The 23768-nt window shown below is 67.6% G+C and carries 10 protein-coding genes and 1 other RNA gene; 9 read left to right on the top strand and 2 right to left on the bottom strand.

What is annotated here, in order from left to right; genetic code table 11:
• Entirely contained in the window at positions 1–1134 is a 1134-nt protein-coding gene (locus tag ACTWJ5_RS20105) for an alkane 1-monooxygenase (protein ID WP_444436390.1), read from the bottom strand.
• A 173-nt stretch (positions 1135–1307) separates the two neighbouring features.
• On the opposite strand from ACTWJ5_RS20105, the gene ACTWJ5_RS20100 reads away from it, so the two are divergent.
• The 6 genes from ACTWJ5_RS20100 (at position 1308) to ACTWJ5_RS20075 (ending at position 9860) form a co-directional block, all read left to right on the top strand.
• On the top strand, positions 1308–1967 hold the full coding sequence (locus tag ACTWJ5_RS20100) for a GntR family transcriptional regulator (protein ID WP_116424961.1): 660 nt from the start codon (positions 1308–1310) through the stop codon (positions 1965–1967).
• A gap of 10 nt (positions 1968–1977) precedes the next feature.
• Positions 1978–5466, top strand: a complete 3489-nt coding sequence (gene smc, locus ACTWJ5_RS20095; protein ID WP_444436389.1) for a chromosome segregation protein SMC — start codon at positions 1978–1980, stop codon at positions 5464–5466.
• 300 nt (positions 5467–5766) lie between these two features.
• Positions 5767–6663: a cell division protein ZipA gene (zipA, locus tag ACTWJ5_RS20090; protein ID WP_074982586.1), complete on the top strand. Its 897-nt coding sequence runs from the start codon at positions 5767–5769 to the stop codon at positions 6661–6663.
• A gap of 110 nt (positions 6664–6773) precedes the next feature.
• A complete protein-coding gene (gene ligA / locus ACTWJ5_RS20085) occupies positions 6774–9158 on the top strand; it encodes an NAD-dependent DNA ligase LigA (protein ID WP_444436388.1) in 2385 nt (794 codons plus the stop codon).
• 33 nt (positions 9159–9191) lie between these two features.
• Positions 9192–9470, top strand: a complete 279-nt coding sequence (locus tag ACTWJ5_RS20080) for an HU family DNA-binding protein (RefSeq protein WP_009619418.1) — start codon at positions 9192–9194, stop codon at positions 9468–9470.
• A 12-nt stretch (positions 9471–9482) separates the two neighbouring features.
• Entirely contained in the window at positions 9483–9860 is a 378-nt protein-coding gene (locus ACTWJ5_RS20075; RefSeq protein WP_058489175.1) for a cbb3-type cytochrome c oxidase subunit 3, read from the top strand.
• Positions 9861–9901: 41 nt separating this feature from the next.
• On the opposite strand, the gene ACTWJ5_RS20070 is transcribed toward ACTWJ5_RS20075, so the two are convergent.
• Entirely contained in the window at positions 9902–10276 is a 375-nt protein-coding gene (locus ACTWJ5_RS20070; RefSeq protein ID WP_074982582.1) for a type 1 fimbrial protein, read from the bottom strand.
• A gap of 234 nt (positions 10277–10510) precedes the next feature.
• On the opposite strand from ACTWJ5_RS20070, the gene ffs reads away from it, so the two are divergent.
• From ffs to ACTWJ5_RS20055, 3 genes are all read left to right on the top strand, one after another.
• Positions 10511–10607, top strand: an RNA gene (gene ffs, locus ACTWJ5_RS20065) — signal recognition particle sRNA small type.
• Positions 10608–10932: 325 nt separating this feature from the next.
• Entirely contained in the window at positions 10933–11562 is a 630-nt protein-coding gene (locus ACTWJ5_RS20060; protein ID WP_074982580.1) for a response regulator, read from the top strand.
• Positions 11563–11899: 337 nt separating this feature from the next.
• On the top strand, positions 11900–23740 hold the full coding sequence (locus ACTWJ5_RS20055) for an Ig-like domain-containing protein (RefSeq protein ID WP_444436387.1): 11841 nt from the start codon (positions 11900–11902) through the stop codon (positions 23738–23740).
• Positions 23741–23768: the final 28 nt, after the last annotated feature.

Raw genomic sequence — 23768 nt, 5'->3', positions numbered from 1 at the left:
TCAGGCGCGCTGGGTATCGCTCAGCTGGTATTCCTCGCCGGCGTAGTAGGCGCGTACGCGGGGGTTCATCACCGCGCGCCACAGCGGTGGGAACAGCGCCAGGACGATCATTCCGGCGTAGCCGTTGGGCAACTGCGGGCTGTCGTCGTAGTGGCGCAGCACCTGGTAGCGGCGCTTGGCGTAGGCGTGGTGGTCGGAGTGGCGCTGCAGGTGGAAGAGGAACAGGTTGGTCAGCAGGAAGTTGCTGTTCCACGAATGCTCGTGGGAGGTGCGCTCGTAGCGGCCGTCGTCCAGGCGCCGGCGGTGCAGGCCGTAGTGCTCGACGTAGTTGACGATCTCCAGCAGGGTGAAGGCCATGGCCGCCTGGCCGAGGAAATACATCGCGCCGAGCCAGCCGAACGCCAGGCTGAAACCGAGCAGGAAGAGCGCGCTGATGACGTACCACCAGATCAGCTCGTTGCGCCAGTGCAGCGCCGGCAGGCCCTTGCGCTTCAGGCGCTGGGCCTCCAGGCGCCAGGCGTTGAGGAAGTTGTGCTTGTAGGCGTGGGGCAGGAAGGCGTACAGGCTCTGGTCGTAGCGCGAGGAGGAGGCGTCTTCCGGGGTGGAAACGTGCACGTGGTGGCCGCGCACATGCTCCACCTTGAACCCGGCGTAGCACACCGCCGCCAGCAGCAGGCCGCCGGCGCGCTGCTCCAGCTGCGGGTCCTTGTGGATCAGCTCGTGGGACACGGTGATGCCGATGGCGCCCATCACCGTGCCCACCGAAAGTATCCAGCCCAGCTTGCCCACCCAGTTCCACGCCTCGTAGTGGGTGATCACCCAGCCGCCGTAGACCAGCATGCCCAGCAGCAGCGGCACGGTCATCAGGCTGAGGAAGCGGTAGTAGCCTTCGCGCTCCAGTGCTGGCACTTCACTGGCCTCGTCGGGGTTGGCCGGGTCGCGGCCGACGATGGCGTCGAGCACGGGGATGACCAGGAACACCACGGCGATGACGAACCAGGCCCAGGCGTTGGGGTGGTCGCTGCCGTAGGACCACCAGTAGCTCAGCGGGATGCCGAACACCGGCACCAGCCAGATCCAGTAGCCGGCCTTCTTCAGGCGCAGCATCCAGGCAGGGGAAAGGAAGGCGAACATGGCGCGATTCTCGTTGTAGGATTGTCAGACAATCCTGCGCCCAATCCTTTCTTCGTACGCACCAACCTTCGTTCAGTCGAGCCCCTTGACCGGGGCGTTGCCGGGTAACACCCTGTGTTACACTTCGCGGCCGCAAGCCCCATTCCATCAGCCCTCCAGCGATAAGGACACCCATGACGTTCAAGGCCCCGGACAGCCTGGCTGAGCAGATTGCCCACCACCTCGCCGAACGCATCATCCGGGGCGAGCTCAAGGAACGCGAACGCATCCAGGAGCAGAAGGTCACCCAGGCCCTGAACGTCAGCCGCGGCTCGGTGCGCGAGGCGCTGCTGATCCTCGAACGCCGCCACCTGGTGGTGATACTGCCGCGCCGCGGGGCGCAGGTCTCGGAGCTGTCCGCCAGCCACGTGGAAAGCCTCTACGGCCTGGTCATGGAGCTGTACATCATGCTCGCCAGCGCGGTGGCGCGGACCTGGCGCGAGGAGGGCGACCTGCAGCCGTTCCTGGCCATCCAGCAGCGCCTGATGGAAAGCCTGCAGCGCGGCGACATCGACGCCTTCGTCGAGTCCAGCTTCGACATCATGCGCGCGGCCTTCCCCTTCGCCGCCAACCCCTACCTGCAGGAGACGGTGGAGAACCTGCTGCCGGCCATCAGCCGCACCTACCACCTGGCCCTGGAACGGCGCAAAAGCGAGATGAGCCAGTTCCTCGACAGCTTCGCCCGCCTGCTGCAGGCGGTGATCGACCGCGACGAGGCGGTCATCCGCGAGGTGCTTCTGGACTACGGCCGCCACAACAGCCAGCTGGTGCTGGCTGCCCTGGCCGAACGCTGAGGAGAGCGGCATGCGCCTCAAATGCATCAAGCTGGCGGGCTTCAAGTCCTTCGTCGACCCCACCACCGTCAGCTTCCCGAGCAACATGGCCGCCGTGGTCGGCCCCAACGGCTGCGGCAAGTCCAACATCATCGACGCCGTGCGCTGGGTGATGGGCGAGAGTTCGGCGAAGAACCTCCGCGGCGAGTCGATGACCGACGTCATCTTCAACGGCTCGAACACGCGCAAGCCGGTGACCCAGGCGTCCATCGAGCTGATCTTCGACAACACCGACGGCACCCTGGTGGGCGAATACGCCGCCTACGCCGAGATTTCCATCCGCCGCCGCGTCACCCGCGACGGCCAGAACACTTACTTCCTCAACGGCACCAAGTGCCGGCGCCGCGACATCACCGACATCTTCCTCGGCACCGGCCTGGGCCCGCGCAGCTACTCGATCATCGAGCAGGGCATGATCTCCAAGCTGATCGAGGCCAAGCCGGAGGACCTGCGCAACTTCATCGAGGAAGCCGCCGGCATCTCCAAGTACAAGGAGCGCCGCCGCGAGACCGAGAACCGCATCCGCCGCACCCAGGAGAACCTGGCGCGCCTGACCGACCTGCGCGAGGAGCTGGAGCGCCAGCTCGAACGCCTGCACCGCCAGGCCCAGTCGGCGGAGAAGTACCAGGAATACAAGGCCGAGGAACGCCAGCTCAAGGCCCAGCTGGGCGCCCTGAAATGGCGCGAGCTGAACGAGCAGGTGGGCCAGAAGGAACGGGTGATCGGTGACCAGGAAGTGGCCTTCGAGGCCCTGGTGGCCGAGCAGCGCAGCGCCGACGCCAGCATCGAGCGCCTGCGTGATGGCCACCACGAGCTGTCCGAACGCTTCAACCAGGTCCAGGGCCGCTTCTACTCGGTGGGCGGCGACATCGCCCGCGTCGAGCAGAGCATCCAGCACGGCCAGCAGCGCATGCGCCAGTTGCAGGACGACCTGCGCGAGGCCGAGCGCACCCGCCAGGAAACCGAATCGCACCTGGGCCACGACCGCACCCTGCTGGCGACCCTGGCCGAGGAACTGGAAATGCTCGCGCCCGAGCAGGAAACCAGCGCCGCCGCCGCCGAGGAAGCCAGCGCCCTGCTGGAAGAATCCGAGACCGGCATGCACGACTGGCAGCAGCGCTGGGACGCCTTCAACCAGCGCAGCGCCGAGCCGCGCCGCGAGGCCGAGGTGCAGCAGTCGAGCATCCAGCACCTGGAGCACAGCCTGGAACGTCAGGGCGAGCGTGAACGCCGCCTGAGCGAAGAGCGCGCGCAGCTGGCCGCCGACCCGGAAGGCGCGGCCATCCTCGAATTGAGCGAACAGCTGGCCGCCGTCGAGTTGCAGCTGGAAGAATTGCAGGCTGAGGAACTGGAGCTGGTCGAGCGCCTGGAGCAGGTGCGCCAGGGCCTGCAGGACGGCAACGCCGCCCAGCACCAGGCCCAGGGCGAACTGCAGCGCCTGAATGGCCGCATCGCCTCCCTGGAAGCCCTGCAGCAGGCCGCCCTGGACCCGGGCGCCGGCGCCGCCGACTGGCTGCGCGAGCAGGGCCTGGAGCAGCGCCCGCGCCTGGCCGAGGGCCTGCGCGTGGAGCCGGGCTGGGAGCTGGCGGTGGAAACCGTGCTCGGCGCCGACCTGCACGCCGTGCTGCTGGACGATTTCGCCGGGCTGCCCTATGCCGGCCTGGAAAAGGGCGAGCTGCGCCTGCTCGACCTGCCGCGCGGCGGTGCCAGTGCCGCCGGCAGCCTGCTGGACATGGTCAGCGCCGACCACGACCTGTCGCCCTGGCTGGCCGGGGTGCGCCCGGTGGAAAGCCTGGAGCAGGCCCTGGAACTACGCGCCTCGCTGGGCGCCGGACAGAGCCTGGTCAGCCGCGACGGCTACTGGGTCGGCAAGCATTTCCTGCGGGTGCGCCGCGGCGATTCCGCCGAGTCCGGCGTGCTGGCCCGCGGCCAGGAGCTGGAACGGCTGTACGTCGAACGCGAAGAACTGGAAGAACGCCTGGCTGCCCTGGAAGAACAGCTGGAAGCCCAGCGCCAGGCCCAGCGCCAGGCCGAGGACGGCCGCGAGCAACTGCGCCGGCGCATCCAGGAGGAAGGCCGCCGCCACGGTGAGCTGAAGGCCGCGCTCTCGGCCCAGCAGGCCAAGGTCGAACAGCTGACCCTGCGCCGCCGCCGCCTCGACGAGGAACTGGCCGAACTGGCCGAGCAGCGCGCCATCGAACACGAACAGCTGGGCGAGGCGCGCCTGCACCTGCAGGTGGCGCTGGACGCCATGGCCGAGGACACCGGCCGCCGCGAGGCGCTGCTGGCCGAGCGCGACGAACTGCGCGAACGCCTCGACCGCATCCGCCAGGAAGCCCGCCAGCACAAGGACCAAGCCCACCAACTGGCGGTGCGCGTCGGCTCGCTCAAGGCCCAGCACGAATCCACCCGCCAGGCCCTGGAGCGCCTCGACGTGCAGGCCGTGCGCCTGGTCGAGCGCTGCGAGCAGCTCAGCCTCAACCTGGAGGAGGGCGCCGCGCCCCTGGAAGAACTGCGCATGCGCCTGGAAGAGCTGCTGGAGCGGCGCATGGGCGTGGAAGAGGAACTCAAGACCGCGCGCCTCACCCTGGAAGACGCCGACCGCCAGCTGCGCGACGCCGAGAAGCGCCGCACCCAGGCCGAGCAGCAGTCGCAGCTGCTGCGCGGCCAGCTGGAACAGCAGCGCATGGAGTGGCAGGCCCTGACCGTTCGTCGCAAGGCGCTGCAGGAGCAGCTCGGCGAAGACGGCTACGACCTGCACACGGTGCTCGGCACCTTGCCCCACGACGCCGCCGAGAAGGTCTGGGAAACCCGCCTGGAGGAACTGGCCGGGCGCATCCAGCGCCTGGGCGCGATCAACCTCGCGGCCATCGACGAATACCAGCAGCAATCCCAGCGCAAGCGCTACCTGGACGAGCAGAACGACGACCTGGTGGAAGCCCTGGACACCCTGGAAAACGTCATCCGCAAGATCGACAAGGAAACCCGCAACCGCTTCAAGGAAACCTTCGACCAGATCAATGCTGGCCTTCAGGCATTGTTCCCCAAGGTGTTCGGCGGCGGTCACGCCTACCTGGAACTTACCGGCGAAGATCTACTCGATACAGGGGTGGCGATCATGGCGCGCCCGCCGGGCAAGAAGAACAGCACCATCCACCTGCTGTCCGGCGGCGAGAAGGCGCTGACCGCGCTGGCCCTGGTGTTCGCCATCTTCCAGCTCAACCCGGCGCCGTTCTGCATGCTCGACGAGGTCGACGCGCCGCTGGACGACGCCAACGTCGGGCGTTATGCCCGCCTGGTAAAGGAAATGTCCGAGAAAGTGCAATTCATCTATATCACCCACAACAAGATCGCCATGGAAATGGCCGACCAGTTGATGGGCGTGACCATGCACGAACCGGGATGTTCGCGCCTGGTGGCGGTCGACGTGGAAGAAGCCGTGGCACTGGCGGAAGCCTGATGAAGTGCCTCCTGGACAAATTTCGTACAGTATTCGCCAGCGCCGGGCGCTGACTTGTGCTGTACTGGGGGATATGCCTAACCCCTTGATTCGATTGAGGTAAGCCTGATCTTGGGCGGGCTTGGGAAAAGTTGCGATTATTGCTGCGGACAACAGCCGCAGACGGTGTAAAAGTTGTGTCGGGCATGCTAGCTTAATGCCCACTTTGTTACGCGCGAACATACAACTCGAGGTTCGCGTTTTTACCGGGATAGGACATCCCTTTTTCATCATCATTTTTATCAGGGGCACTGGGATTAGATGGATATCGGTCTGCGCGAATGGCTGATCGTCATTGGGCTTATCGTGATCGCCGGCATTCTGTTCGATGGCTGGCGGCGCATGCGGGGCGGAAAGGGCAAGCTGAAGTTCAAGCTGGACCGCCACTTCGCCAACCAACTGGACGACGATGACGACGGCGGCAGCGCCGAGGTGCTGGGCCCCTCGCGGGTGGTCGAGCACCACGAACCTTCGCTGGACGAGCACGACCTGCCCAAGGTCAGCGCCAAGGACGCGGCCCGCGGCAAGCGCCGTGGCGAGCCGCGCCAGGGCGACCTGGCCCTGGACGACCCGGCGCCGAACCTGCTCGGCCCGCTGGACGAAGAAGACTTCCCCGATCCCCTGGCCGAGGCGCCCAAGGAAAAATCCCGGGGCAAGGAACGCAAGAGGGACAGGGAAAAGGACAAGGAGCGCCCGGCGCCCGCCGCCGCCCCGGCTCCGGCTCCGGTGGAAGAAGTGCTGATCATCAACGTGATCTGCCGCGACGAGGGTGGCTTCAAGGGCCCGGCGCTGCTGCAGAACATCCTCGAGAGCGGCCTGCGCTTCGGCGACATGGACATCTTCCACCGCCACGAAAGCATGGCCGGCAACGGCGAAGTGCTGTTCTCCATGGCCAACGCGGTCAAGCCGGGCACCTTCGACCTGGACAACATCGACCAGTTCAGCACCCGCGCGGTGAGCTTCTTCCTCGGCCTGCCGGGCCCGCGCCATCCGAAGCAGGCCTTCGACGTGATGGTCGCCGCCGCCCGCAAGCTGGCCCACGAACTCAACGGCGAGCTGAAGGACGAGCAGCGCAGCGTGATGACCGCGCAGACCATCGAGCACTACCGCCAGCGCATCATCGAGTTCGAACGCCGCGCGCTGACGCAGAAAAGATAAGCTGGAAGCCTAAAGCTCGAAGCCGGAAGCGACCCCTGTCCTTCCGGCTTTGCTTTTTGGCTTTCAGCTTCTAGCTTCCAGCTTCCAGCCTTTCGCTTATGGCTTCTTCTATGACCACCCAGACCGCCGCCCAACGCATCGCCCAGCTCCGCAGCGAGCTGGACGCGCACAACTACCGCTACTACGTGCTCGACGAGCCCAGCGTGCCGGACGCCGAGTACGACCGCCTGTTCCGCGAACTGAAGGAACTGGAGGCCGAGCACCCCGACCTGGTCACCCCCGAATCGCCGACCCAGCGCGTGGGTGGGGCCGCCGCCTCGGCCTTCGGCGAAATCCGCCACGAAATCCCCATGCTCAGCCTGGGCAACGCCTTCGAGGAACAGGACCTGCTGGACTTCGACCGCCGCGTGCGCGAAGGCCTGGCCGACCTGCTGCCGGGCGGCGACCTGCTCGGCGGCGGCGCCGAGGTGGACTACAGCTGCGAGCCCAAGCTCGACGGCCTGGCGGTCAGCCTGCTGTACGAGAACGGCCGGCTGACCCGCGGCGCCACCCGCGGCGACGGCAGCACCGGCGAGGACATCAGCGCCAACGTGCGCACCGTGCGCAACATCCCCCTGCGCCTGCATGGCGAGGGCTGGCCGGCGGTGCTGGAAGTGCGCGGCGAGGTGTTCATGTCCAAGGCCGGCTTCGAGGCGCTCAACGCCCGGCAGATGGAAGCCGGCGCCAAGACCTTCGCCAACCCGCGCAACGCCGCGGCCGGCAGCCTGCGCCAGCTCGACCCGAAGATCACCGCCAGCCGCCCGCTGGAGCTGTGCGCCTACGGCTTCGGCCGCGTCGAGGGCGGCAGCCTGCCGGATACCCAGATCGGCATCCTCGAAGCCTTCAAGGCCTGGGGCATCCCGGTCAGCCGCGAGCTGAAGCTGGCCCGCGGGGTGAAGGGCTGCCAGGACTACTACGCCGACATCGGCGAGCGCCGCGACAGCCTGGCCTACGAGATCGACGGTGTGGTGTTCAAGGTCAACCGCATCGACTTTCAGCGCGAGCTGGGCTTCCGCGCCCGCGAGCCGCGCTGGGCCATCGCCCACAAGTTCCCGGCCCGCGAGGAACTCACCGAACTGCTCGACGTGGAATTCCAGGTCGGCCGCACCGGCGCCGTGACCCCGGTGGCGCGCCTGAAGCCGGTGCAGGTGGCCGGCGTCACCGTGTCCAACGCCACCCTGCACAACATGGACGAAGTGGCGCGCCTGGGCCTGATGATCGGCGACACCGTGATCATCCGCCGCGCCGGCGACGTGATCCCGCAGGTGATGCAGGTGGTCGTCGAACGCCGCCCGGCCGACGCGCGCCCGGTGCACATTCCCGAGACCTGCCCGGTGTGCGGCTCGCAGGTCGAGCGCACGCAACTGGTCAAGCGCGCCAAGGGCCGCGAGTCGGTCAGCGAGGGCGCCATCTACCGCTGCGTCGGCCGCCTGTTCTGCCAGGCGCAGCTCAAGCAGTCGATCATCCACTTCGTCTCGCGCCGGGCCATGGACATCGACGGCCTCGGCGACAAGATCGTCGAGCAGCTGGTGGACAAGGGCCTGGTCAAGTCGCCGGCCGACCTCTACCGCCTGACCTACGAGCAGGTGATCGAGCTGGAAGGTTTCGCCGAGGTGTCCAGCAACAATCTGATCAACGCCATCGCCGACAGCCGCCGGCCGAGCCTGGCGCGCTTCGTCTACGCCTTGGGCATCCCCGACGTCGGCGAGGAGACCGCCAAGCTGCTGGCCCGCGCCCTGGGCTCGCTGGAGCGCATCCAGAAGGCCCTGCCGGAGGTGCTGACCTACCTGCCGGACGTCGGTGCCGAGGTGGCCTACGAAATCCACAACTTCTTCGCCGACGAGCACAACCGCAAGGTGATCGCCGAACTGCTCGACGCCGAGCACGGCGTGCAGCTACAGGAGGAGGGCGAGGTGGCTGCCGAGTTCGCCGCCTGCGCCACCCTGGCCGGCTTCATCGACAAGCTCAACATCCCTTTCATCGCCGCCACCGGCGCGGAAAAGCTGGCCAGCCGCTTCGGTTCGCTGGAAGGCATCATCCACGCCGACTGGCTCGACCTGCGCCAGGTCGAACGCCTGCCCGAGCGCGCGGCCAAGAGCCTGCGCGAGTTCTTCGACGACGCCGGCAATGCCAAGCGCACCCGTGAGATCGAGGAGCAACTGCGCGAGTTCGGCATGCACTGGGCGAGCGAGAAGAAGCAGGCCGAGGGCCTGCCGCTGGCCGGGCAGACCTGGGTGCTCACCGGCACCCTGGAGGCCATGAGCCGCGACGTCGCCAAGGAGAAACTGGAAAGCCTGGGCGCCAAGGTCGCCGGCTCGGTGTCGGCCAAGACCCATTGCGTGGTGGCCGGCCCCGGCGCCGGCTCCAAGCTGGCCAAGGCCCAGGAACTCGGCGTCGACGTCATGGACGAAGAAGGGCTGCTGAAGCTGCTGGCCGACCATGGCCTGAACGCCTGAACCCATTCCCAAGACCATTCGGAGAAGCAACACATGGCAATGACCAAGGAACAACTGGTACGCGACATCGCCGAGTCCCTCGACCTGACCCAGGCCTCGGTGCGTGGCGTGTTCGAGCAACTGGCGCAGATCGTCCAGGACAGCCTGGAGAACGACGGCGAGCTGACCCTGCCGGGCATCGGCAAGCTCAAGGTCAGCGAGCGCGCCGCGCGCACCGGGCGCAACCCGCAGACCGGCAAGAGCATCGAGATCGCAGCGAAGAAAGTGGTGCGCTTCGTCCCGGCCAAGGCCCTGGCCGACAGCCTCAACTGACCGGGGGCGGCGATGGACAAGGCTAGAAAGCAGCGGCTCGCGGGGCTGATCGCCCTGGTCCTGCTGTTCGCCCTCTACGTGGCCTGGACCGAGCGTCCGCAGATCCAGCTGCACTACGACGCCAACGCCAGCGCGCCGGCGAGCTACAGCTTCAAGGAGAACGGCGAGGAAACCCTTTCCGGGGAAATCCAGCCGGGCGCCGTGCTGAACTTCCCGCTGCGCCTGCTGCGCGGCGGCGACTACCGCGTGGCCTTCACCTTCCACCGCGGGCAGGAGAAGTACGCCAGCTTCAGCAGCCGGCCCGGCTTCGAGAAGAGCGACCTCTACCTGGGGCCGAACCTGGAGGTCTCCACCCAGCCGATTCCCGGCGGCATGATCCGCGCCGAATGAGGCTATCCCCCACGCCGCCGGGCGAGTGGGGGAGGGGAAACTCAGAGGTAGGTGATGTTCAGCATCAGCGGCCGCGCGCCGCTGCGGCCGTCCAGGTTGCGCAGCACCAGGTTCATGCCGCCGTCCTGCGCTTCGTTCTCGACGCCGAGGTCGACCTTGCGGCCGTCCAGGTCGGTCACCGCCAGTTGGCGGGCCGCTTCCTGTCCGGACGGTTCGCTGAACGACAGGCGCGAGGTCTCGCCGCAGCCGGCCAGGTCCAGGCGTGCCTGTTGCGTGCTGGCCTGGCTGGTGAAGTCGATGATCTTGCACGGCGGCGAGTAGACGTGCCCGCTGAAGCTGATGGTGCCGCCATTGGCGAAGGCAGTGGAAGAGAGAGACAGGCCCAGGGCCAGAACAGCGAAAGCAGACTTGATCATCGGAATTCTCCCAAAGCGTTGAGGGCTGAAGCGCCGAGGGGGAGTCCTTCCCCTCCACCTCACCAGTGCCATGGCAGTGTGCCACCATGCCGCAGGGCAAAGTGATATCAAAATGCTATTTATGTGTATGCCATCGCGGAATTCACCGGTAAGTGCTTGAAGTGCTTGTAACTTGCGCTGGGCTCGGTACAATGTCGCCGCCCGCCACCTAGGCGGGTTTCGTTATGGTGGCCCTGTCGGTCCCCCCGCAACGATCAGCCGTGAACCCGGTCAGGCCCGGAAGGGAGCAGCCGCAGCGGTGACATCGTGTGCCGGGGTGTGGCTGGCGGGGCCACCTCCATTTTCGGGGGGTGCTTTTCCTAGCCACAATTCCCCGTGTACGCCTTCCACCTCCCCCCTTTTTGCCTTCGGGCTCGTCTGATTTTTCCCTACGGCATAGCCGACCTCTCTGTTCCTGTCGAACGAACCAGCAGCCGCACGTCGCCCTTGGCCCGCATTGTTTTCCGTCATCCATTGGCACTTGGGTGCCATGTCGGATTTTTCTTATATTGATTAAACAGGCGCTTTTAAGGTGCCGTTTTTCAGGCTCTTCCATTAGATTAGGCAGCCGAGAAAGTTGGCTGTTGTATCGAGTTATCGTCGTTTGTGAGGTTGCCTTGAAAAAGATCAAGATCGTTCTGGCGGATGATCACGCAGTCGTATTGATGGGAGTCCGTGGGATTCTGGAACGTCATCCGCAATATCAAGTGGCATGTGAGGTGCGAACTTCTGGTGAGCTGGTCGAGGCATTGCGACGGGAACATTTCGATATCGCGATCATCGACTTCAGCATGCCTGGGGACGAAGTCTACGGGGACGGTGTGCGCTTCATCGGCTACCTGGTGCGTAACTTCCCCGAGGTGAGGTTCCTGGTCTTCACCATGCTGTCCAACCGCCTGGTGCTGGACCGCCTGTGCGAGCTCGGGGTGCAGGGCGTGGTGCGCAAGGACGCGGGTATGGCCCAGTTGCTGTCGGCCCTGGACGCCCTGTGCAAGGGCCGCCGGGTGCTCAACCCCTGCACCGGCGACGGCGGCGACCTGCACAGCCGCCTGACCTCGCTCTCGGTCAAGGAATACGAGGTGTTGCGACTGTTCGTCTCAGGCTTGCGCGTGTGTGAAATCGCGCGCCTGCTGCGGCGCAGCGACAAGACCATCAGCGCGCAGAAGGCATCGGCCAAGCGCCGTCTCGGCGTGAGCACGGACCAGGAATTGCTGGCCTGCTGCCTCGAGAAGCATTTCTTCGACTGATAGCCAACGAGCTTCGACCACCTGGAAAAAGCGGGCCCATGCGGCCCGCTTTTTTATTTCCGTTTTTCATCCGTGGCGGTGATTTGGCAGTTCGGTTTTCAGAATGGGTTAAGAATTTTCCGATGGTGTATCGGAATTTATCGGCTTGGGTTGATTCGGGAAAATCCTAATTATTGCCGGTGATTAATTTTTAATGCTTGCCCACCACTGAAAAGGAATTCCCGAGTTTTCTATTGGATGGCCCGGGCTGGATATTACATGGCACTGGGACAATTCCTTTTCGAGTCATCCCGTGTTCACGAAATTGAAGAAACAGCCTTATCAGGCGGGAGCTCACATGGCCGCGATTCAACTGATTGCGAAAAGTTCGGGGCAGGTTACCGATGTCAGCGGCAAGAACCTGTTGTCGCTGGCGCACCCCTGCGTGGTGAAGATCGCGGCCGCGCCCGACAGCATCCAGTCCATCGGCCGAAATGGCGACAGCCTGGTGATCCGTTTGAAGAACGGCGAAGTCATCAATATTGACAATTTCTTCCAGGCCGTGAACGGCGTGCGCCACGACCTGGTGCTGGAGGCCCCCGGCGGCGAACTGTGGCTGGCGGACCAGAATGAGCCCTGGGTGACCACCGAACTGGACTCCATCGAGCAACTGCTGGCGGAACGCAGCGACGACACGTACGCCGTCTTCGGCGTGCTGCCGCTTGCCGGCCTCGGCGCCCTGGGTGTCGGCGGCTTGGCCGCAGCGGCGGGGGGCGGTGGTGGCGGCGGTGGCGGTGGCTCGGACGGCGGCACCGCTACCACCGTCGCCGATGAGAGCGGCAACTGGGCATTCCCGGAAAATACGCTGGAAAACGGCGAGAGCGGCAGCATCACCGAGCCCCCGGGTAATGTCGGCCCGCCGATCGTGACCGGGCCGACCGATGTAATTGCGCCGGAGCCGCCGGTCGTGACTGAGAACAACGGCAATGGTCTGAGCGGCACCGGCGAGCCGGAAGGCATCGTCACCGTGGAACTGCCGGATGGCAGCACCGTGACCACCGTCGTCGATGAAAACGGTAATTGGGAGTTCCCGGAAAACCCGCTGGAGAACGGCGAGAGCGGCAGCATCACCATCACCGACCCGTCGGGCAACGTCAGCCCGCCGACTGTGACCGAACCGGCCGACGTGATCGCTCCGGAACCGCCGGTCATCACCGACAACAACGGCAGTGGTCTGAGCGGCACCGGCGAGCCGGAAGGTATCGTCACCGTGGAGCTGCCGGACGGCAGCACCGTGACCACCGTCGTCGATGAAAACGGCAATTGGGAGTTCCCGGAAAACCCGCTGGAGAACGGCGAGTCCGGCAACATCACCATCACCGACCCCTCGGGCAACGTCAGCCCGCCGACCGTCACCGAACCGGCCGACGTGATCGCCCCGGAGCCGCCAGTCATCACCGACAACAACGGCAGTGGTCTGAGCGGCACCGGCGAGCCGGAAGGCATCGTCACCGTCGAGCTGCCGGATGGCAGCACCGTGACCACCGTCGTCGACGAAAACGGTAATTGGGAGTTCCCGGAAAACCCGCTGGAAAACGGCGAGTCCGGCAGCATCACCGTCACCGATCCCTCGGGCAACGTCAGCCCGCCGACTACTACCGAACCGGCCGACGTGATCGCCCCGGAGCCGCCGGTCATCACCGACAACAATGGCGATGGTCTGAGCGGCACTGGCGAGCCGGAAGGCATCGTCACCGTCGAGCTGCCGGATGGCAGCACCGTGACCACCGTCGTCGACGAAAACGGTAATTGGGAGTTCCCGGAAAACCCGCTGGAGAACGGCGAGTCTGGCAACATCACCATCACCGATCCCTCAGGCAACGTCAGCCCGCCGACTACTACCGAACCGGCCGACGTCATTGCACCGGAACCGCCGGTCATCACCGACAACAATGGCGATGGCCTGAGCGGCACTGGCGAGCCGGAAGGCATCGTCACTGTCGAGCTGCCGGATGGCAGCACCGTGACCACCGTCGTCGACGAAAACGGCAATTGGGAGTTCCCGGAAAACCCGATGGAAAACGGCGAGTCCGGCAGCATCACCATCACCGACCCCTCGGGCAACGTCAGCCCGCCAACCATCACCGAGCCCGCGGATACCGCCGCCCCCGATATCTCCCAGGCCGAGGCGGGCCTCAGCCTGATCGACGATGTCGGCGCCATCACCGGGCCTATCGCCCAGGGTGGCCATACCGACGACGACCAACCCGAGTTCAAGGGCCAACTGGTCGGCGGCGATGCCGTGCTGGTGAACATCTACGACAACGGCGAACTGATCGGCAGCAGCCTGGTCGCCGCCGACGGCAGCTGGAGCTTCATTCCCACCCAGCCTTTGACCGATGGCGAGCACAACCTGCAGGCCAGCGCGATGGATGCCGCCGGCAATGTCAGTGCGATGCTGCCGGCCGACGGCTGGCGCTTCACCGTCGATACCCTCGCGCCCGTCGAGTTGCCGGAGGAGGGCGGCTCGCTGAGCCTGCTCGACGACGTCGGCAGCGTCACCGGCGAGATCGTCCGCGGTGGCGTGACCGATGATGCCAGGCCGACTTTCGGTGGCAGCGGCGCACCGGCCGACATCGTCAGCGTGAACGTCTACGACAACGGCGTGCTGATCGGCAGCGCCAGCGTCAGCGATGGCCAGTGGAGCTTCGAGCCGGCGCTGCCGCTGCTGGCCGGCGAGCACAACTTCCAGGCCGCGCTGGTGGATGCCGCCGGCAACGAAGGGCCGAAGAGCGCCGACTGGCCCTTCAGCCTCAAGCTGACGCCGCCGGCGGCGCCCTCCATCGAGCACGTCATCGACGACCAGGCGCCGATCACCAGCGGTCACCTGCAGCCGGGCGCGCAGACCGACGACCGCAGCCCGACCGTCAAGGGCACCGCCGAGGCGGGCACCGTGGTGCACCTGTACGTCAATGGCAGCGAGGTCGGCAGCGTTGCCACCGACGCCGAGGGCAACTGGTCGATCGACCTGGACGACCTCGGCGCCGACGGCCTCAAGTCCATAACCGCCAAGGCCGTGGACGCGGCCGGGCAGTGGAGCCCGGCCACCGGCGGCTTCGACATCCTCCTCGACACCAGCGCGCCGGCCACCCCGGACGCGCCTAGCGCCCTGGACAACGTCGGCGCTGTCACTGGCCCCATCAGCGGCGGCGTGACCGACGACAGCACCCCGACCTTCGGCGGCAGCGCCGAGCCGGGCGCCACCGTCACCATCAAGGATCGCGACAACGTGCTGGGCACCGCCATCGTCGACGGCGACGGCAACTGGAGCTTCACCCCGGCCGAGGCGCTGGGGGAGGGCGAGCACAGCATCAGCACAGTGGTCACCGATGCCGCCGGCAACGCCAGCGAGCCCAGCGATGCGCTGGTGCTGGTGGTCGACACCCGGCCGCTGCAGGTCAGCGTGGCCAAGGCGCTGGACGATGCCGGCAGCCTGACCGCCGAGCTGGGCAATGGCGCGGTGACCGACGACCGCACGCCGACCCTGGTGGGCAGCGCCACCGCCGGCGCCCTGGTCACCGTCATGGACGGCGCCAGCGTGCTCGGCTCGGTCGTGGCCGATGCCGCCGGCGCCTGGAGCCTGGAACTGCCGGCGCAGGCCGATGGCAGCTACCTCTACAGCGTCACCGCCAGCAACGGCGCCAACAGCGCCAGCACCCGCTTCGAACTGATCATCGACGGCAGCGCGCCGGAGAAACCCGGCGCGATCCTCGCCAGTGACAACCAGGGCGACGTCACCGGCCCCATCGACAACGGCGTGACCGATGACAGCACCCCGACCTTCAGCGGCAACGCCGAGCCGGGCAGCGTCATCACCATCAAGGATGGCGACGAGGTGCTGGGCACCGCCACGGTCGATGGCGACGGCAACTGGAGCTTCACCCCGGCGCAACCGCTCACCGACGGCGAGCACGCCATCAACGTGAGCGCCAGCGACGCGGCCGGCAACGTCAGCGAGCCGAGCGACGTGCTGACGATCGTGGTCGACACCAGCGACGTGGTGGTCAGCATCGAGGTTGCCATCGACGACGTGGGCGAGACCCAGAGCCTGAGCAACGCCGCGCTGACCAACGACACCACCCCGACCCTGGTCGGCAAGACCCTCGCCGACGCGCTGGTGATTATCTCCGAAGGCGGCGTCGAGATCGGCAGCGTCAGCGCCGATGCCGAGGGCAACTGGAGCTTCCAGCTGCCGGAGCAGGCCGATGGCGAACACAGCTACAGCGCCAGCGTCTCCAATGGCGCCAACAGCGGCAGCGCCGAATTCAGCCTGACCATCGACGGCAGTGCGCCGGCGAGCGCGGAATTGGTGCTGGCCACTGACGACCAGGGCCTGGTCCGCGGCCCGATCGCTGCCGGCGGCGTCACCGACGATGCCCTGCCGGTGTTCTCCGGCAAGACCGAGGCCGGGGCCATCGTCACTCTCTTCGATGGCGCCGAGGTGCTGGGCAGCGTCACCGCCGACGCCAATGGCGACTGGAGTTTCACCCCGGCCCAGCCGCTGGCCGATGGCGAGCACAGCATCCGCGCGCAGGTCGCCGATGCCGCCGGCAACGCCAGCGAGCCTGGCCCCGCACTGGCGTTCAGCGTCGACACCGCGCCGGTCAGTGTCAGCGTGATCAAGGCCAGCGACAACGTCGGCGCCAAGCAGGGCGACCTGGCCGACAAGGCGCTCACCGACGACAACCGCCCGAGCCTGGCCGGCACCGCCAGCGCCGGCGCCATCGTCAGCATCCTCGACGGCTCGACGCTGCTCGGCTCGGTGCTCGCCGACGCTGCTGGCCAGTGGAGCCTGGAGTTGCCGGAGCAGGCCGATGGCAGCCACGTCTACGACATCCTGGCCCGCGCCGCCAACGGCAACGAGGCCAGCACCCGCTTCGAACTGACCATCGACACCCAGGCCCCGGACGCCCCGGCGCTGGTCGTGGTGACCGACAACGTCGGCACGCAGCAGGGCGCCCTGGAGGTGGGCGCCGCCAGCGACGACAGCGCCGTGGTGATCAGCGGTAGCGGCGCCAACCCCGGCGACCTCATCACCATCCACGACAACGGCAGCCCGATCGGCAGCGCCATCGTCGACGCCGACGGCAACTGGAGCTACAAGCCGGAAACCCCGCTGGCCGAAGGCGAGCACGCGATCAGCGCCTCGGCCACCGACGCCGCCGGCAACGAAAGCGCGCAGGGCCCGGCGCTGAGCTTCGTGGTCGACACCACCGCGCCGGGCGCGATCACCGACCTGGAATTGCTTGACGACGTGGAAGGCGGCGCCTTCGGCAGCATCGCCCTGGGCGAGCCGAGCAACGACGCCACGCCGACCTACAGTGGCCATGTCGAGGGCGATGCCGTGCTGGTGCGCATCTACGACAACGGCGAGCTGATCGGCTCGGCGAGCGTGGACGAAGCCGGCAACTGGAGCTTCGAGCCGCAGACGCCGCTGGCCGATGGCGCGCACAGCTTCCAGGCCGAGGCGCTGGACGCCGCCGGCAACCTCGGCCCGCGCAGCGAGGCCTGGGATTTCGTGGTCGACACTGCGCTGCCCGAGACGCCGCGCATCACCCGTGTGCAGGATGACTTCGGGTCGCAGCAGGGCGACCTCGACAAGGGCGCCAGCACCGACGACGTCAGCCTGAACCTCAGCGGCACCGGCAGCGCCGGCGCCACCCTGTTCCTCTACGTGCGTCTGAGCGATGACCCGCAGGCGCCCAGCGAACTGCTGGGCTCCACCGTCATCGACGCCAATGGTGAGTGGAGCCTGGCCATCGACGACCTCGCCCAGTTCGGTGGCGACGGCATGAAATACTTCTGGGCCAGCTCGCAAAGCCCCTCGGGGCAGATGAGCGAGGCGCCCAGCGAGGACTTCCCGGTCGAGTTGCACACCGCGTTGCCGGAGGCGCCGCAACTGCTGGCGCTGGAGACCGAGGCCTTCACCAGCCAGGTCTGCGGCAACCTCACCAGCGACGCCACGCCGAGCATTTCCGGCAGTGGCGCGCCGGGCTCGCTGGTGCTGGTCTACGACAACGGCGAGGCGCTCGGCTCGGCGCTGGTGGACGAGGCCGGCAACTGGAGCTTCACTCCGCCAACACCGCTGGCCGACGGCCCGCACGCGCTCACCGCGACCCTCACCGACGCGGTGGGCAACGTCACCGAGCCCAGCGCGCCCTGGCTGTTCGTGATCGACACCCTGGCGCCGAACGTCGGCCTGGACATCAACACCGCCGAGCAACTGGCCGGGCAGACCGAGCCGGGGGCGATCGTCACGGTGATCGACAAGGCCGGCGAGGCGCACAGCGTCACCGCCGACCAGAACGGCCGCTGGAGCCTGCAGCCCAACCCGCTGGGCCTGGGCGAGGACGGCAGCATTTCGGTGGCGGACGCGGCGGGCAACCAATCGCAGCCCATCGTCATCCAGGGCGACGTGCTGGCCAGCTACGACCTCACGCGCTACACCAGCCAGGTCAACACCACCGAGGCCGGCCCGCAGGCCAACCCCAGCGTCACCACCCTGGCCGACGGCAGGATAGTGGTGGTCTGGCAGGGCGGCGACACCGGCAGCAACAATGCCGAGGTGTTCATGCAACTGTTCGCGGCCGATGGCGTGACGCGCATCGGCAGCGAGCAGCAGGTCAACCAGCGCAGCAGCTACAACCAGGACAGCCCGCAGGTGGTGGCCCTGGCCGACGGCGGCTACCTGGTGGTCTGGGAGTCCTGGCTGGCCGGCCCGGACACCAGCAACGACGGCATCATGGCGCGCCGCTACGGCGCCGATGGCAGCCCGCTGACCGACGAATTCGCCGTCAACCAGCTGACCGCCGGCGGCCAGCTGTCGGTTTCCGTGGTGGCGCACCCGGGCGGCGGCTACACCATCTCCTGGATCAGCGATCCCGATGGCGGTTCCACCGACAGGATCGTCCAGCGCAGCTTCGATGCCGACGACCAGCCGCTCGGCGGTGACGTGGTGGTGGGCAGCGGCACCGGCTATGGCGCCGAGGGCGCGCCGGCCATGGCGGCGTTCGTCGATGCCGCGCACCAGGGCATGTACGTCACCGTATGGAGCGGCCGCAACGGCCCGGGCGACAGCTCCGGCACCGGCGTCATCGGCCAGCTCCACGCGGCCGACGGCACCCCGCTGGGCGGCAACTTCCAGGTCAACGCCGGCACCGGCAACAACCAGGATTACCCGGACGTGATCACCCTCAAGGACGGCAGCTTCGTGGTGATCTGGGAGGGCAACCCGCCGGGCAGCACCGGCTTCGACGTCTACATGGCGCACTACAGCGTCGACCCGGCCACCGGCGCCGTGCAGCAGATCGGCCCGGGCGATGTGCGCGTCAACACCGGCATCGCCGGCGACCAGTACAAGCCCACCGCAGTGGCGCTGGGCGACGGCGGCTACCTGGTCATCTGGGGTTCGGCTGGCGGCGACGGCAGCGGCTCGGCGATCTTCGCCCAGCGCTACGACGCCCAGGGCCACAAGCTGGGCCGCGAGTTCCTGGTCAACCCGACCACCGAGGGCAACCAGGGCTGGGCCGGCGACAACGTCGACATGAAGAACCTGCTGGACGCCACCCTGATGGCCGACGGCAGCGTCTACGTGACCTGGCAGAGCGACAAGGCCGACAACAGCAGCTGGGGCATCGAGGCCACGGTGATCGACATCGACGCCGGCTACTACTCCGAATTCCGCGTCAACGGCACCCTCGGCGGCGCCCAGGACCATTCGGCCACCGCGAGCCTGCCCAATGGCGGCTTCGTGGTGGTCTGGGAGTCGGCCTCGGGCGATGGTTCCAACGACTGCGTCATGGCCCAGCTGTTCGACGCCACCGGCATGCCGCTGGGCGGCGAGTTCGTGGTCAACACCAGCATCGGCGACTTCCAGGGCAAGCCGGCGGTAGCGGTGCTGGCCGACGGCAGCTTCGTGGTCAGCTGGACCAGCTACGCCGGCGGCAGCGACGCGATCATGCAGCAGAAGTTCGGCTACACCTACGACCTCGACGGCAACATCAGCGGCGCGCAGCCCCAGGGCGGCGAGTCCAGGGTCAACGTCAACGATGCCGACAGCCAGCGCTATTCCAGCATCACCGCGCTGGAAGACGGCGGCTACATGCTCAGCTGGAAGTCCTGGGAGGGCGGCGGCTGGCGCATCTACGCCCGCCAGTACGACGCCGACGGCTCGCCGGCCAGCGGCGACCTGCTGGTCAGCGCCACCCACTACACCAGCGACATCATCGGCGCCTCCATCAGCACCCTGGCCGATGGCCGCGTGGTGTTCACCTACGCGCGCAACCTCGGCGGCGGCGACGCCTACTTCCGTGTCTACGATCCGAACACCCAGAGCTTCGGGCCCGAGATCGTCGCCAACCAGACCACCGCCAACAGCCAGGCCTCGCCCAGCGTGTCGGGGCTGGCCAACGGCAACTTCATCGTCACCTGGGATTCCAACGACCACAGCGGCCCGGACCAGTACGGCTATGGCATCTGGGGGCGGATCTTCGATGCCGCCGGCGTGCCGGTGGGCAACGAGTTCCTGCTCAGCACCAGCACCCTGGGCGACCAGGCCATGCCGGTGGTGGTGCCGCGCGCCGACGGCAGCTTCGTCGTGGTCTACCAGTCGGCCACCGACGCGGCGCCGGGCGCCGGTACCTGGGGCATCTACGCCCAGTACTTCGACGCCGCCGGCAACAAGGTCGGCCAGGAGCTGCACATCAACCAACTGGTGAGCGGCGACCAGACTCAGGTCGACGCCACCTTCCTCGACAGCGGCAAGCTGTTCGTCAGCTGGACCGACAATGGCGTCGGCGATGGCAACGGCAGCGCTATCAAGGGCAGCCTGGTGGACCTCGACGAAACCCTCGGGCTGATTCCGCCGCCGCCGCTGGGCGAGGGCGCCACCGGCCTCGACTACGTGCCGGCCAGCCCGCCGCAGATCAGCGTGCTCAGCGTCGGCCTGGACACCAACAGCGCCGAGCGCCTGGGCGGGCGCACCGAGCCGGGGGCGACCGTCAGCGTGGTCGACGCCGAGGGTGTCACCCACACGGTGGTCGCCGACGAGTACGGCCGCTGGGACTTCTACCCCAACCCGCTGGCCCAGGGCGAGCAGGGCAGCCTGTCGGCCCATGACGGGGCCGGCCACCAGGCGCCGGCGGTGGCCATCCAGGGCGCGGCCCTGGCCGACTACCAGCTGGACCGCCACACCGTGGAAGTGAACAGCACCGAGGCCGGCCCGCAGACCAACCCGAGCGCGGCGACCCTGGCCGATGGCCGGATCATCGTGGTCTGGCAGAGCGGCACCGGCACCGACGTGTTCATGCAGCTGTTCGAGGCCGACGGGGTGACCCGCGTCGGCAGCGAACAGCAGGTCAACCAGCGCAACAGCGGCGACCAGGACGGCCCGCAGGTGGTGGCCCTGGCCGATGGCGGCTACCTGGTGGTCTGGGAGTCCTACCAGGCGGGCCCGGACTACAGCGGCGACGGCATCATGGCGCGCCGCTATGGCGCCGACGGCACGCCGCTGACCGACGAATTCCTGGTCAACGTGGCTACCCCGGGCGACCAGCGCCACCCCAGCGCCGTGGCGCACCCGGACGGTGGCTACACCATCAACTGGACGAGCAACCCCGACTCCGGCTCCACCGACCTGGTGGTGCAGCGCACCTTCGATGCCGACAACCAGCCACTCACCGGCGAGGTGCTGGTGGGCAGCGGGCAGGCCTATGGCGCCGAGGGCGCTCCGGCCATGGCGGTGTTCGGCGATGCCGCGCACCAGGGCATGTACGTGACCGTGTGGACCGGCCGCAACGGCCCGGGCGATGCCTCCGGCACCGGCGTCATCGGCCAGCTCTACGCGGCCGACGGCACCGCGCTGGGCGGCAACTTCCAGGTCAACACCGGCGCCGGCAACGACCAGAACAACCCGGACGTGATCGTCCTCAAGGACGGCAGCTTCGTGGTGGTCTGGGAAGGCAACCCGCCGGGCAGCAGCGGCTTCGACGTCTACATGGCGCACTACAGCGTCGACCCGGCCACCGGCGCCGTGCAGCAGATCGGCATGGGCGATGTGCGCGTCAACACCGGCATCGCCGGCGACCAGTACAAGCCCACCGCGGTGGCGCTGGACGACGGCGGCTACCTGGTCATCTGGGGGGCGGCCGGCGGCGACGGCAGCGGTTCGGCGGTCTTCGCCCAGCGCTACGACGCCCAGGGCAACAAGCTGGGCCGCGAGTTCCTGGTCAACCCGACCACCGATGGCAACCAGGCTTCGAACGAGGCCGGCTCGAACGTGCTGGATGCCACCCTGATGGCCGACGGCAACGTCTACGTGACCTGGCAGAGCGACAAGTCCGACAGCAGCGGCTGGGGCATCGAGGGCACGGTGATCGACATCGACGCCGGCTATTTCTCCGAGTTCCGCGTCAACGGCACCCTGGGCGGCGCCCAGGACCATTCGGCCACCGCGAGCCTGCCCAACGGCGGCTTCATCGTCGTCTGGGAATCGGCCACGGGCGATGATTCCAACGACTGCATCATGGCCCAGCTGTTCGATGCCGCCGGCATGCCGGTGGGCGGCGAGTTCGTGGTCAACGCCACGACCGGCGACTTCCAGGGCAAGCCGGCGGTGGCGGTGCTGGCCGACGGCAGCTTCGTGGTCAACTGGACCAGCTACGCCGGCGGCAACGATGCGATCATGCAGCAGAAGTTCGGCTACACCTACGACCTCGATGGCAACATCAGCGGCGCGCAGCCCCAGGGCGGCGAGTCCATGGTCAACGTCAACGACGTCGGCCAGCAGCGCTTCTCCAGCATCACTGCGCTGGAGGACGGCGGCTACATCGTCAGCTGGAGCGCCAACACCAGCGGCACCAGTGGCAAGTGGCAGATATTCATGCGCCAGTACGCCGCCGATGGCTCGCCGGTGGGCGGCGACCGGCTGGTGGGTGACGCCACCTACCACACCACGGCGGGGCCGGACGCGGCGTCCCTGGCGACCCTGCTGGACGGCACCGTGGTGATCGCCTACAACCGCGACATCGGCGGCGCAGCGGGGGTGGAATCCTTCTTCCGCCTCTACGACCCGGCGACCGGGCTGCTGGGCGAGGAAATCCGCGCCAACCAGACCTCGGCCAACAAGCAGTCCTCGCCGGCGGTGTCGAGGCTGGCCAACGGCAACTTCATCGTCACCTGGGATTCCAACGACCACAGCGGCCCGGACCAGTCCGGCACCAGCACCTGGGGGCGCATCTTCGACGCCACCGGCGCGGCGCTGGGCAGCGAGTTCCTGGTGTCCAACAGCACCACCGGCGACCAGTCCGAACCCATGGTGGTGGCCCGCGAGGGTGGCGGCTTCGTGGTGGTCTACGTGTCGCGCAGCGAGGCGGCGCCGGGCTCCGGCAGCTATGGCGTGTACGCCCAGTTCTTCGACGATGCCGGGCGCAAGGTCGGCCAGGAGCTGCACATCAACCAGCTGGTGAGCGGCGACCAGATGCAGGTCGACGCCACCTTCCTCGACAGCGGCAAGCTGTTCGTCAGCTGGACCGACAATGGCGTCGGCGATGGCAACGGCAGCGCCATCAAGGGCCGCTTGGTGGATCTGGACGAGACCCTCGGGCTGGCCCCGGCGGTGGCCGAGGGCGGCGCCACCCACGTCGACTACCTGCCGGTCTCCGACGCCGTGGGCACTGCCGCCGACGACATGCTCGACGCCCGCGGCTACACCACCGCTAGCGGCGGCGAAGGCAACGACGTCATCCTCATCGACGGCACCGGCTTCGCCCACATCGACGGCGGCGCCGGCTACGACATCCTGGTCTGGGCCTCACGCAATACGCTGGACCTGGGCCAGGTCGCCGACAAGCTGGAGGGCATCGAGGCCATCCGCCTGAGCGAAGGGCTGAGCCAGTCGCTGACGTTGAGCCTGGCCGACCTGCTGAAGGTCACCGAGCCCGACGGCGAGGCCCGGCACAGCCTGAGGATCACCGGCGACAGCGGCCAGAACGGCGTGGTCGACAGCGTCGACATCGACCTCGCGGACTGGGTGCGGCAGGCGCAGCAGGTCACCGAGGGCGCCGTCACCTACGACGTCTACACCTCGAAGAGCGCGTCCTATGCGCACCTGCTGATCCAGGAGGGCCTGTACGTGGTCTGAGCGTCCTGGCGCCGGGGGCGGCTGCTCC

The sequence above is a fragment of the Pseudomonas sp. A6 genome (genome assembly GCF_052367875.1).
GTDB lineage: Bacteria > Pseudomonadota > Gammaproteobacteria > Pseudomonadales > Pseudomonadaceae > Pseudomonas > Pseudomonas citronellolis.
The sequence above is the reverse complement of the archived record's forward strand: the minus strand, read 5'-3'. Positions and strand labels throughout refer to the sequence as shown.